11 protein-coding genes are annotated in these 12759 nt (G+C 68.2%); 2 read left to right on the forward strand and 9 right to left on the reverse strand.

From position 1 onward, the window contains the following. Positions 1-10: 10 nt before the first annotated feature. Together ACZF5Y_RS02725 and ACZF5Y_RS02730 are read right to left on the reverse strand one after the other, a co-directional pair. Positions 11-1000 (reverse strand): diacylglycerol/lipid kinase family protein, encoded by a 990-nt coding sequence (locus tag ACZF5Y_RS02725; protein WP_497534296.1) that lies wholly within the window; start codon positions 998-1000, stop codon positions 11-13. A gap of 103 nt (positions 1001-1103) precedes the next feature. Beyond that, entirely contained in the window at positions 1104-1661 is a 558-nt protein-coding gene (locus ACZF5Y_RS02730) for a hypothetical protein (RefSeq protein ID WP_497534297.1), read from the reverse strand. A 59-nt stretch (positions 1662-1720) separates the two neighbouring features. On the opposite strand from ACZF5Y_RS02730, the gene ACZF5Y_RS02735 reads away from it, so the two are divergent. Continuing rightward, the gene (locus tag ACZF5Y_RS02735; RefSeq protein WP_497534298.1) at positions 1721-3367 is read left to right on the forward strand and encodes a deoxyguanosinetriphosphate triphosphohydrolase family protein; all 1647 of its coding nucleotides are present in this window, start codon (positions 1721-1723) and stop codon (positions 3365-3367) included. Further along, complete coding sequence (locus tag ACZF5Y_RS02740) at positions 3360-4022, forward strand: class II aldolase/adducin family protein (RefSeq protein ID WP_497534299.1); 663 nt, start codon at positions 3360-3362, stop codon at positions 4020-4022. The genes ACZF5Y_RS02735 and ACZF5Y_RS02740 overlap by 8 nt, the downstream gene beginning before the upstream one ends. A gap of 250 nt (positions 4023-4272) precedes the next feature. Here the strand turns inward: ACZF5Y_RS02740 and ACZF5Y_RS02745 are convergent, their stop codons facing one another. The 7 genes from ACZF5Y_RS02745 to ACZF5Y_RS02775 form a co-directional block, all read right to left on the reverse strand. After that, a complete protein-coding gene (locus ACZF5Y_RS02745) occupies positions 4273-5286 on the reverse strand; it encodes a hypothetical protein (RefSeq protein WP_497534300.1) in 1014 nt (337 codons plus the stop codon). Positions 5287-5541: 255 nt separating this feature from the next. Then, positions 5542-6234 (reverse strand): NUDIX hydrolase, encoded by a 693-nt coding sequence (locus ACZF5Y_RS02750; protein WP_497534301.1) that lies wholly within the window; start codon positions 6232-6234, stop codon positions 5542-5544. A gap of 35 nt (positions 6235-6269) precedes the next feature. Further along, positions 6270-6596 carry a hypothetical protein gene (locus ACZF5Y_RS02755; protein WP_497534302.1) on the reverse strand — a complete coding sequence of 109 codons (327 nt, stop codon included), beginning with the start codon at positions 6594-6596 and terminating at the stop codon, positions 6270-6272. Between the two features lie 10 nt (positions 6597-6606). Then, complete coding sequence (locus ACZF5Y_RS02760; protein ID WP_053352549.1) at positions 6607-8199, reverse strand: acyl-CoA carboxylase subunit beta; 1593 nt, start codon at positions 8197-8199, stop codon at positions 6607-6609. A 92-nt stretch (positions 8200-8291) separates the two neighbouring features. After that, positions 8292-9614: a coiled-coil domain-containing protein gene (locus ACZF5Y_RS02765; RefSeq protein ID WP_497534303.1), complete on the reverse strand. Its 1323-nt coding sequence runs from the start codon at positions 9612-9614 to the stop codon at positions 8292-8294. A gap of 195 nt (positions 9615-9809) precedes the next feature. After that, complete coding sequence (locus ACZF5Y_RS02770) at positions 9810-10544, reverse strand: PspA/IM30 family protein (RefSeq protein WP_497534304.1); 735 nt, start codon at positions 10542-10544, stop codon at positions 9810-9812. A gap of 88 nt (positions 10545-10632) precedes the next feature. Further along, positions 10633-12696 carry a TPM domain-containing protein gene (locus tag ACZF5Y_RS02775; RefSeq protein ID WP_497534305.1) on the reverse strand — a complete coding sequence of 688 codons (2064 nt, stop codon included), beginning with the start codon at positions 12694-12696 and terminating at the stop codon, positions 10633-10635. Between the last annotated feature and the right edge of the window lie 63 nt (positions 12697-12759).

The raw sequence follows: 12759 nt of genomic DNA on the forward strand, positions 1-12759 counted from the left end.
GCGCTCGCGTTCATCGAACCCGCAGCGCCTCGGGCAGCACCTCGACCGTGAACGCCGTGACCTCGCCGATGTCGTCGCCATCGATCTCGAAGGCGCGGGCCTCGGGCAGCACAACTGAGACGCGACGTGCCTGCAGGTGCTCCGTCGACTCGGTGCTCTCGGCTGCCGTCGACTGCGTGAACATGCGCTTCAGCCCGTTGTGCCACACGAAATTGCGCATCGTGTCGAGCCAGGCCCCCGCGTCGGCCGCGCGCAGCACAAGCAAATCAAGTCGGCCATCGTCGGGCTGAGCGTCGGGCAGCAGGGTGATGCCGCCCTGGATCGACCCGCAGTTCGCGATCAGCAGCGTGTGGGCGTGCTCGGTCTGGGGTGCCTCGCCATCGAGGGCGAGCGAGAACTCCACGACCTCCGCACCCGACGCCGCGCGGCCGAGCGACTCGACGTAGGCGAGCCAGCCGGCCTTCGCCTTCAGCTCGTCGTCGGTCTCGACGATCATCTGCGCATCGATGCCGAACCCGACCATCACGACGAAGCCGTGCTGCTGCTCTGACTTCTCGGCACCGCCACTCGTGTCGCCGTCTCCGTCGCTCGCGAGCGTGAATTGCACGCGGCCGAGATCGAGCGGGGTCGCCTCGCGGCTGAGTACCCGGGTAAACGCCGCGCGCGCGTCGCCGAGCGGAATTCCGAGGTTGCGCGCCAGCAGGTTGCCCGTGCCCAGCGGCACGACACCCAGGTCGGCGGCAGGCGATCCGGAATCACCCAGTGCCTCGGCGACGGCCCGCACTGTGCCATCGCCACCGGCGGCGACGACCACGTCGCATCCTCTGGCGAGCGCGGCGGACGTCGCACCGAGCCCGGCATCGTCGGGCGACGTCTCGAACCAGGACGCATCGGGCCGAGGGCCGTCGAACTGCGTCACCGCGTCGTCCCAGGCAGTGCGCAACTCGCGCTCAGAGACCTTCGAGGGATTCCAGACGATGCCGATGCGCTGCGCGACCATGGTGCCTGCTTTCGTGTGCGGAGTGAAGTGGGATTCGGGAAGGTGAACGAGTCGGCGGGCGCTGGGTCGAGCGCGGGGGCTGATTCCGCAACCGGGGGAAGCCTCAGAGTGCGGCGAGCAGCGCCTTCCAATGCGCGCGCCACTCTTCGATGCGATCGCCGTCGGCCAGTCCGTCTTGGCTCACCGCGAGAATCACCTTGTCATCGCCCTTCGGGGTCGCCGAGACCTCGACTTTTCCGGCGCCGTCGAGCGGAAAGCGCCAGAAACTGCGCTTTTCGGTGCGCGACGGCCTCGGGTCGCCGGGGGCGTGGCCGAGATGTTCGATTCGGTCGCCGTGCGCTGCGATCCACGCCTCGATTGCGGCGTCGCGGTCGAGCGTGAGCGTGCGGCTGGCGCTCACACGGAACGTGCCCGACGACGACTGACCCGGCACCCGTAGGCCGGCGTGCTGCTCATAGGCGATCGCAATGCCCTGCGCCCACCAGTCGGGGTTCTTCAGATCGTCGGTGACGGCCGCCCGCGCGATCTTGGCGATCTCGGTGTGCGGCAGCGTCGCCGCTCCCTGCGCCTCGAAGAGCGCGACCCAGGCCTCCCAATCGCGGCCCGTCGCCCGCTCGATCGCCGGGACGTTCTCGGCCCGGGTGCGATTGCCGTCAGTCATCGAGGCCCCTTTCGACGTTGCGCTCAGTGTACCGGGGCGGTGCGTGCTTGAATAAGGGCATGCGGGTCGTGGAGGGTGTCGAGATTTCCGAGGGAACGGGTGCCGGCCGCGAGGGGCGGTGCTACGTCGAGCACGTGTCGTCGCAGCACCGGTCTGCCGCAACCACCGACTCGCAGTGGCCTGCAGACGCCGACGGTCCTGGTGCCGAGCCTCAGGAGTACCGTGTCGATCTCGAGCGCATCCGCTTCTCTTCATACTTCGCGCGCCTCTCCGACGTGACGCAGGTCGTGCCGCAGTCGGGCGTCGGGCCAGTCATGCACAACCGCCTCACCCACTCGCTCAAGGTGAGTGCGGTCGCGCGCGTCATCGCCGCCCAGCTCGCCGGCCGAGCCGCGCAGCACGCCGCCTTCGTCCGCGGTGAACGAGCCGACGATGACGCCGTCGGTGCGACCGTCACCCGGCTCGGGGGCTGCGACACGATCGTCGCGCAGGCCGCCGCCCACGCCCACGACCTCGGGCACCCGCCGTTCGGTCACCTCGGCGAGCGCGTACTCGACCGGGTCGCCCGCGAGCAGCTCGGTCTCGCCGAAGGATTCGAGGGCAACGCGCAGAGCTTCCGCATTCTGACCCAGCTCGACACGCTCGGCCGCGACTTTCCCGGTCTGAACCTCACCGCAGCCACTCGCGCGGCCACCCTCAAGTACCCCTGGACTCGGGGTGCGTGGGTCGGTGTCAGCGAGGCGGCGGTCGCGGCGCCGGATCGCCCCCGCGGTGTCGGCATCGACTCCGTGGGCGGAGCCGAGAAGTTCTCCGTGTACAGCCTCGACCACGTCGAGATGGAGACCGCGCTGCGACCGTTCACGGCGATCGGCAACGGGGTGCAGACCGTCGAGTGCGCCGTCATGGATCTCGCCGACGATATCGCTTACGCCGTGCACGACCTCGACGACTTCACCCGGGCAGGGGTACTGCAGCAGTCGTCGGTCGCCGGCGAGTTTCGATCGTGGCTCGACCGCTCGGGCGCGCTCGCCGCAGAAGCCGACGACGCGCTCCTCGCCGAGTGGCGCAGGCCCGGCGTTTCGCTCGAACTGCTGTGGCGCAGACTCCATGCGAAAGACGGCTGGATCGCCGACCGCGATGCGTTCCGCGCCGCCGTGCGCCGGGTCAGCGAAGAGGTGGGGGAGTCGCTCCTCGCCGCCCCCTACGACGGGGGCATCGACAGCGAGCGATCCGTCTCCGATTTCACCCGCCGCTGGATCGACCATCTGCGCACCTCGATCGTCGTCGAGGACCGGCCCCACGTGCGCAGCGGACACGTGCGCCTGAACACCCAGGCCTGGCACGAGGTCATGGTGCTGAAGTTTGTGCACGCCCACTTCGTGCTCGAGCGGCCCGAGCTCGGCCAGCCGCAGCGCGGGCGGGCGAAGGTCGTCGAGCAACTCGTGCTCGGCTTCGACGCCTGGCTCGCCGACCGCGACGACGCCGGGCGAGCACCCCGCCGCCTGCTCGAGTGGGCTGATGTTGCGACCGACGCCGGGTTCGCGGTGCGGCGCGATCGCCCCGAGCTGCTCATGGGCGACACCAGCGACGCCGGCATGCGCCGACAGGGCCGCACCCGCGCGATTCTCGACTACGTCGCCTCGCTGAGTGATCAGCAGGCCGTCATCACCCATCGAGCCCTGACCGGAGGAACCACCAGTGAGTAACCGCCCGCGCGAAGCCCGCGCGCCGCAGCTGCGCGACCGCGACCGCCTGATCGCCGAATTGATCGAGGTCGGTCGAGACGCTGTTGGTCGCGGGCTCGTGCTGGCGAGCGCCGGCAATCTGTCTGTGCGGGTGTCGGATCGCGAGTTCCTCGTCACCGCGAAGGGCAGCTGGCTGGACCGCCTGACCCCCGAGAGCTTTGCCCTGCTGACGCTCGATGACGACGAGACCGGTGCACCCGTCGACGTCGGGCCGGAACCGTCGAGCGAGTGGAAACTGCACCACCGCGCCTACCGTGCGCGCCCCGACGCCGAGTGCGTGCTGCACCTGCACCCGCGCACCGCCGTGGTGCTGGCCAGTCTCGGGCGGCCGATCCGCCGACTCACCCTCGACCACGCCTACTACCTGGGCGAGATCGCCGTCACCCCGTTCTTCCACAACGGCACGGACGAGCTCGCTGATACCGCAGGCGAGGCGCTGCGCGATCACGACTGCGTCGTGATGCAGCATCACGGCTGCTCCGTCGTGGCCGGTGACGTGCAGATGGCGTACCGGCGCGCGCTCAACCTCGAAGACGCGGCGCAGGCGACCGTGCTCGCGCTGCAGCTCGGCGACACCGACACAGTCTTCCCGGACGACTCCGCGACCCACGCGTAGGCGCGCGGCTGGCGGCGGCACCGCTGGCCCCGCGCGTGCCCGCCCGCCCCGCCGTGCTCGTCCCTGCCCGACCTATTCCGCCGCGCCAGTCGCGCGCCCCGTGTTTCCCCCCCCACTTTCCTTCGCACGTTGCTGACGGTAAATGCCGCTCTCTCCCACCCCGCCGAGCCCCTCCTTTCTCGCCGACCCCCTCTGAAGTGCCCGCGAACTTTGGAGGGACTCGGCGAGAAAGAAGGGGGTCGCTGTGGATTTACTCCGCATGGGTCAACAATCGAGAACGAGGGACCTTGGTCGTGAATGGGATTCGAAACGCCGTCAGCATGGAGCCGAATCGTCGTGTGGTCGACGCTTCGCTGGCGCCCCACCGAATGAACCGGCTGTTCGTTGTCGCCGCGACCCAGTCTTCGCGATCCTTTTCTTGAAGCACCATTTGGCCCACACTGAGATTTCCTCGAAGCACAGGGTCGAGATACTTGGTCCGTCCATCACACTCGCCAAACACGCCATGATCGGGGAGATAGAAATCGACGAAGTACCAGCCGCCGTTGCGTGCGGGTACCTCGAACTGGGGTATGACAGAAAAGTTGAACTCGTGAAAACGCCAGCGACTGACGCTCTCGAGGGGTGAATCTGCGCGGGCGTCCGCGAAATCAACGATCGTGCGAAGCAATCGAACTCCGCGCTTCCCAGCCGCAGCGAGCGTGCGCGCAGACATCTCTTCGTGCCATTGCCCAGCAGCGTCACTGTCAACATGTCGCCCCGACCGCGCACTCCTTCCGAGCACGACGTCTGCCGTAGCGACCAGACTTTCTGGAGCAGGAGACAGCATCGACAGGTCGACGAGGGTGCGGTTCGGAGTGGTGTGTGTGAACCCCCAAGATTCGGTGATGTCGTCCTCTGGAACGTCGAGCTCATGGCGTACGAGCGAATCGCTGCGTCCGTGGGCAGACAATGAAATAACGTGCGGGGGCGAATCTGTGCAGCCCCAGAATGGCAAACCCAGGAGTGCCGCGGCTGATTGATGCGAAAAGATTGGGACTCCACGGGACTCCTTTGCCGCCACGATCACGCGGGCAAGGTGGCGCTGTTCCACGCGCCAGTTTGCCCACGTCGTCATTTCAACGACGTATCCCTTCCCGATTCGATGCCACACCCCTGTATGGAGCAGCCGTGCGAGTTCGCGGCGAGAAACTCCAGCATCGAGATGTGTGCCGATTGAAGTGATCGAAGCCTCGACGAGTGCGATGCGGTGTGGTGCCTCCATCGTCCGAGTGAATCGCACTGCGAAAGCCTCCATTGTCTGAATTCGCAGAATGTGGATGAATCGGGGAGCTGCGGCGCCTGTGATCGCTTCGTCGGCGCCTGTGATCGCTTCGTCGGCGCAGCCGTGTTACATGCTCACCGGCGACCGCGAGCCCCTCCAAAGTTGCCGAACCCCTGTCAAATGCGCGGGCAGAATGGAGGGGCTGGACGACTTAAGAGGGGCTCGACGAAAGAAGCGCCGGGAGCCAGCGGGGCGCTACGGCGCGACCGGGAATTCCTGCGCCGCATCCCACGGCACGGCCCAGCCGAGCTCGTCGAAGAGGCTCGCGAGCACCATGCCGGTGAAGCCCCACACGAGGTGCCCGCCGAGGTGGGGGCCGAGCGCGAACGCCGCGCCGCGATACGTCGTGCTGCCGTGGCGTAGCACGGAGGTGCCGCGAGCGGTCGGTGCGAGGAGTTCGGCGACGGGTGCGCGAAAGACCTCGACCGATTCTGCGTGGTCTGCGGCGACGGCACTCGGGTGGCGCCACCACCCGATCACTGGGGTGACGAGGTTGTTGCTGACAGGGATGTGCACGGGTGGCAACTGGCCGAGCACGTCGACGCCGCTCGGGGCGACGCCGGTCTCTTCCGCGGCTTCGCGCAGCGCCGTGGCCGCCGTGTCGACGTCTTCGGGCTCGGCGCCGCCGCCCGGAAATGCGATCTGCCCCGCATGGTGCCGCATACTGTCGGCGCGGCGGGTCAGCAGCACATCGAGTTCGGCGGGCACGGTCGTGGCGCCGTGAGCGGCGGGTTCGCGGTCGAGCACACCGAAGAGCACGAGCACCGCGGATCGCCGCAACGGTCGTGCCCCGGGCGCACCCTGGGGCACGTAGTCGATCGGGGCGGCGACCGGCCGAGCGAGCAGCGCGCGCAGGTCGCACTCGGCGTCGGCGGCGGTACGTGGCATACTCGTCACCCTACAGCGGCACGGAGCGTTGCAGTTCAGCCCTCGGCGAGCAGATCGAAGATGCCCTCGGGAACGCGCTGGGAGCGCGACCACGGCTCGCGATCGCGGCGCGATACTCGCTTGACCTGCTGGGATTCTTCGCCGCGCACCTGAGTGAGCACCGCGACGATCGCGGCGCGCTCGGCATCGCTGACCTGCCGGGTGACGAAGCGGATGTCGCTGCCGTGCAGCAGATCGTCGTCGGCGAGTTCGTCGCGCTTGGCGGCGTCGCGAGCGGCCGCATCCGGGGGCAGGATCGCCGAAGCGTCGCCCGAGGAAGCGTCGTCCGCGGGAACATCTGAGAGTGCTGCGTGCTTGGCCATGGATGCTCGCTTACAGCGGGATGTTGCCGTGCTTCTTGGCGGGCTGCTCGGTGCGCTTGCCGCGCAGACCGCGCAGCGCCTTGATAACGGCGAGGCGAGAACCGGCGGGCTCGAGCACGTTGTCGAGTTCGCCGCGCTCGGCCGCGAGGAACGGCGACGTCACGTCTGCGGTGTACTTCGCGGTCAGTTCGGCGCGCAGCGCTTCGACGTCGTCGCCGCGCTCCGCAGCTGCGGCCAGTTCCTTGCGGTAGAGAATGTTGACGGCACCCGAACCACCCATGACGGCGATCTCTGCGGTGGGCCACGCGATGTTGAAGTCGGCGCCCATCTGCTTCGAGCCCATCACGATGTACGCACCGCCGTAGGCCTTGCGCGTGATGATGGTGACGAGCGGCACTGTCGCCTCGGCGTACGCGTAGAGCAGTTTCGCGCCGCGGCGGATGACGCCCTGGAGCTCCTGGTCGGTGCCCGGGAGGTAGCCCGGCACGTCGACGAGCGTGAGGATTGGGATCGAGAACGCGTCGCAGAAGCGCACGAAGCGTGCGGCCTTTTCGCTGGCGTCGATGTTCAAGGTGCCGGCCATCTGCGCGGGCTGATTCGCGACGATGCCCACGGTGCGGCCTTCGACGCGACCGAAACCGATGAGCATGTTCGGGGCGAAGAGTGGCTGCACCTCGAGGAAGTCGCCACCATCGAGAATCGCCTCGATGACGACCTGCATGTCATAGGGCTGATTCTGGCTGTCGGGGATCAGCGTGTTGAGACGCCGGTCGGCGTCGGTGATCTCGAGCGCGGTCTCCGTGTCGTAGATCGGCGCCTCGGCGAGATTGTTGTCGGGCAGGTAGCTGATGAGTGCCCGCGCGTAATCGAGCGCGTCGTGCTCGTCGCTCGCGAGGTAGTGCGATACGCCGCTGGTCTTGTTGTGTGTGAGGGCGCCGCCGAGCTCCTCGAACCCGACCTCTTCACCGGTGACGGTCTTGATGACGTCGGGGCCGGTGACGAACATGTGGCTGGTCTTGTCGACCATGATTACGAAGTCGGTGAGTGCGGGGGAGTACACGGCGCCGCCGGCCGACGGGCCCATCACGATGGAGATCTGCGGAATGACACCCGAGCACATCGTGTTCAAGCGGAAGATATTCGCGTACTTCGACAGGGCGACGACGCCCTCCTGAATGCGGGCTCCGCCCGAGTCGAGAATGCCGAGCACGGGGGCGCCGGTCTTGAGGGCGAACTCCATCGCCTTGACGATCTTCTCGCCGGCGACCTCGCCGAGCGAACCGCCGAAGGTCGTGAAGTCTTGCGAGTAGACGACGACCTGGCGACCGTGGATGGTGCCCGCGCCGGTCACGACGGAATCGCCGAACGGGTGCGTGTGCTCCATGCCGAAGCCGTGCGAACGGTGCTTCACGAACTTGTCGAACTCGACGAACGAGCCGGCGTCGAGTAGCGCGGCGATGCGCTCGCGGGCTGTCATCTTGCCGCGCGCGTGCTGCTTGGCGGCGGCCGCGGCGTCGCGATCGCCCACGGCTTCCTGGTACTTGCGGCGATGATCGGCGATGCGGTCGGCGGTCGTCGCGGGTGCGATGTTCTCTGCAGTCACGCATGCCAGCCTAGCGCGGGGGACATGCCGCAGCCCCGCGAACCTCTCCAACGGAATCGAAATTCCTTGGTCGGAATGCTACGAATCGCGGGTCAGTCGAAGATGTCGCCGAGCAAGCCGCCGAGAATCACGCCGCCGATGACCGGTCCGAGCATGCCGCCGCCGCTGTCGCGTCCGCCGCCCCAGCCGCCGCGCCCGCCGCGACCTCCGCCGCCCCAGCCCCAGTCGTCGTTGTCGGGTCGCGAGGAGTCGATGTCTCGCTGCGCGAAGCGGAGCGCTTCGTCGGCGAGTTCAGACGCGCGCCGGGCGATCCGGAGCGCTTCTTCGCGGGTGTCTTCGGTGTCGTGCATGACCGCGATCTCACTGCGGTGACGCCGCGCTTCGGCGAGCCTGGTGCGGGCATCGGCGCCGATCCAGCCGCGGTGGCCCTCGATGAGGCTCGATGCGATGCCGATAGCGTGGTCGGCGGCCGCGATGCCGTGCTGCACCTGCGCCGATGAGGGCACGGGCTTCGCGGCGCGAGCGCGGGCAGCGTCGAGCGCCGAGTTCGCGCTCGAGACGAGCGCGAGGTCGGCGAACGGATCGCGTTGCAGCCCGTTCGCCACCTCGGCGAGAGCGGATTCGAGCCGATCAACCGCCGCAGCCACCGCAGCATTGCTGGCCTCAGTGCGAGCAGCAGAAATGTCCCCGCGCGAATCCTCGATCACGTCGGCCAATGTGTTCTGTGCGCGCAGCGCTTCGATTTCGAAGCCATCGACCCCGTCGAGAATCGACGAGGCGCGGCGCACGGTCTCGGTGGCGGTCTCGAGCGCGAGATTCGCATCGGCGAGCGCGCCGGCCGCGCGGCGGCGATCCGACAGATCAGCGGAGTGGAGCGCGAAATCGAGCAATTGCTCGACGTCTTCCGAACTCAATCGCACACGCTGCAGGGCGGTGGGGCTGTAGCGTTCGGCGAGTCGTGCCGCGGCCTGCTGGGCGTCGGGCACGCGGGCGGTGAGCGCGGCGACGTCGTCGCGCACGCGCTGCACCATCTCCGGTGCCCGTCGGGCCCGCTCGACACGCGCCTGCAGGGCGGAGGTGCGTTCGTCGAGCACTGCCTCCGCCCATTCGCAGAGCTGCACGATGCGCGCATTGCGCGTGCGCGTTTCTTCGGGGGTATCGGGAATGTGGTCGTGATTCAGCTGGTGCAGCTGGAAGGCTTCAGCGAGGTGCTCCCGCACGGACGCGAGGCCGACGCGCAGCTCGGAGGTGGCGTCATCGCCGAGTTCAGCCGTGGCGAATGCGAGTTCGTCGCCCGTCGCGCGAATGCGCTCGTCGGCGGCGACGATCGCGCTGCGTGCGCGGCGCGACAGATCGGCGTCGTTGGCCTCCTGTTGCTGCTCGGCTTCGCGATCGCGGCGTCCCCAGAATCCCACGGTGCTCCTCGGTTGTGTCGGTGGTGTGCGTTCAGACGGTGAAACGGTCAAGCAGTGAAACGGCGAGTGGTGATGCGTTGTCGCGAGTGCCCGCTGCACCAGTAACGCAGCGGAGCGAGCCGACCGGTGTCGACTCGCTCCGCTGTCGAACCCTGCGATGCGCGCAGGCGGTCGGCGACGGGCCGACCCGCTCGATTACTGCCCGATGGCCTGCTGGGGCGTGCCCGACTTGAGCGCGGCGAGACGCGCCTCGACCTCGGTGACGGCCTCGAAATTCTCGAGCTCGTTGAACTGCGCGTCGAGCGTCGAAGCCGCGATCTCCTGCTTGCCGCGGGCGAGCGCCTCTTGGCGGCGGATCTTCTCTTCGAAGCGGCCGAGGTCGCTGGTCGGATCGAGCACATCGATCGACTTCACGGCGTCGGCGACGCGGTTCTGCGCCTCGGCGGTCTTCGAACGCGCGACCAGCTCTGCGCGCTTCGACTGCAGCTGCTGCAGCTTGTCTTTCATGCCGTTCAGGCCGGCCTTGAGCTTTTCGGTGACCTCGCGCTGCGAGGCGATGGTCGGCTCGGCTGCGCGCGCTTCGTTCTCTTCCGTGATCTGACGCTGCAGCGCCACCTTGGCGAGATTGTCGAACTTGTCGGCGTCGACGCTGTTGCCCGCGGCGCGCAGCTCGTCTGCCTTCGTGCTGGCGGCGATCGCCTTGCGGTTCCACTCGGCGGCGGTGCGCACGTCTTCGTCGTAGTCCTGCTCGATGAGGCGCAGGTTGCCGATCGTTTCCGCGATCGCCGACTCGGCATCAGAGATGTTGTTCGAGTAATCGCGGATCAGCTGGTCGATCATCTTCTCCGGATCTTCAGCGGAGTCGAGGAGCGAGTTGATGTTCGCGCGAACGAGAGTGGTGATGCGCCCGAGGATGGATTGCTTCGCCATGATGGGGTCCTTTCGGATGAACGGTTGGATCGAGTGTAGGGATGTGGACTGTGGAACTGCCGGAGATGCGGAAAGTCAGGGAGCCGGGCTAGAACCGGCCTCCGCCGCTGCGACCGGATCGGCTACTGGATCGGCCGCCTCCACCTCCGGAACGTCGTGATGAGCCGCCCCACGACGAGCCCCCGGAGCGCCGGGATGATCCGCCGCCCCACGAACCACCGCCGCCACCGCCCCAGAAGCCGCCGCCTGAGCCGCCGTAGCCGGAGTACCCGCCGCCACCGCCGTGGCCGAAGATGCCGCCGAGGATCGCGCCGATGGCGATGTCGCCGGCGGAACTGTTGCCGCCTCGTGTGCTGCCGGCGGCAGGGCCGTATCCGCCGTACCCACCATTGCCGAAGCCGGAGACGTCGGCCTGAGCGGATCCCAGGGCCTCTGAGGCCAGCTGGGTCGCACGCTGCGTTTCGGCCAGCGCGCTCTGCGGGTCGGCGACGCGTGCAGCTTCCGCGCGCGACAGCGCCGCTCGCGCTTCGGCCGCGCGTGTGCGCGCCGTGGCGCCGACGGCCCCGCGACGAGCGTCGATGTACGCCTCCGCCTGGCGCACCTGGTCGCCGGCCTGAGCGAGCTGCGCGTCGAGCAGCTGTCGGGCACGGGCGGCCTCTTGCGCGGATGCCACGACGCCGTCGATGTGCGTGTTCGCCGATTCGAGCGCTTGTACTGCTCGTGAGGGGCGTCGATCCGTGCCTGACAGGTCGGTGCGGGCCTGCGCGATCTGCTGCTCCGTCGCGGTGATCGCCGCCCCGACGCTGCCGTCTGCGTCGTGCACACTGCGTGCGCCGGCGACATCGCTCTCGAGCTCGGCGATGAGTTCTGCACAGCGGACCTCGATGCCGGTGAGCTCGGTGCCGTGCGCGGCGATCGCCTGGTGCAGAGCTTCGGCCTGCGCAACGGCGGCCTCGCCCTCACGGATGGCGATCGATGCGGCGCCGCTGTCGGGTGCTGCTGCGGTGAGCGCCCTCGAGGCCGTTGCCTCTCGTTCTGCCGCGAAGGCAAGCAGCGAGTCCGCCTGTTGCGGGCCGCCGGTGAGCGCACCGAGTTCGTCGGCGGCATACGTGGCCGAGAGTCGAGCGATCTCTGCGGCGGCGGTCGCGCTCGCCCCCGCGGCCCGCGCTTGGCGTTCGGTGAGCGCAGCTAGCGCGGCCGGAGCGTTCTGCTCGATGGCGCGCAGCCGCTCGAACGACTCGGCTTGGGCATCGAGCGTCTCATCGACGCTTTCACAGAGTTCGATGATGCGGTGCAGCCACTCCCGCCGCTGCGCCTCCGTATCAGGGGTCGCGTCGTCGAGCTGCTGGCGCAGCGTGAACGCTTCGAGCAGCTGACCCCGCGCCGTCTCGATCGCCGTCGAGAAGTCGATGACGGCGGCGTCCCCAAACTGCGCACGCGCGAAGTCGAGCTCTTGCGCGCTCGTTTTCACTGCATCGTCGGCTGCGACGAGTGCGGCGCCCGACGTGCGGTCGAGTTGTGTCAGGTCTTGCTCCACCGACTGCTGCACCCGGCGCTTGCGCACCACCCGGCTGACACCGAAGGCCGTGCCGCCGATGACGACGACGCCGGCCCCGACGCCCACGGCGATCGCGGTGTTGCGCCCCGGGGCCGCTTGCTCTTTCTCGAGTTGCTCGGCGGCGGCGGTCACGGCTCCGGCGAAATCGTTCGCACGCAGCTCGGGCAGCACGTTCTCCTCGATGCGATCCAGAGCACCATTGCTCAGCGACCCGCCGTTCGGCGACGACAGGTAGTACTGGCGGCCCTCGGTCGACACGGCGAGCAGGTATTGCGCATCACCCAATCCGTTGAACTCCGCGGTCTCGTCAGCCCAGGCGATGCGATCGGTCGGGTCGGTGAACTGATCGACGAACACCACGTAGAGGTCGAGTCCCGTTTCTTGGTGCGCAGCGGCGAGCCGGGCGTTCGCCGTGCTCTCCTCGCTCGCGGTGAGCACGTTGGCGCTGTCGGTCACGTAGTCGTCGCCGAGCGGGCCCGGCGCGACCGCACTGGCTGACGTCCCGGCGACGAGCATCCAGGCCGCTCCGATGAGCAGGCTCGCGAGCCAACGCCCGAGATGACGACGACGAGGATCCATTCGCAAGTGCTCCACACTCGGAGTGTATTGCGCCGCAGGGGGTCCGGTCTATCGTTTTCAACCCGGTAGCGTAACGGT

Source organism: Leucobacter sp. WKLB1, from assembly GCF_059696215.1.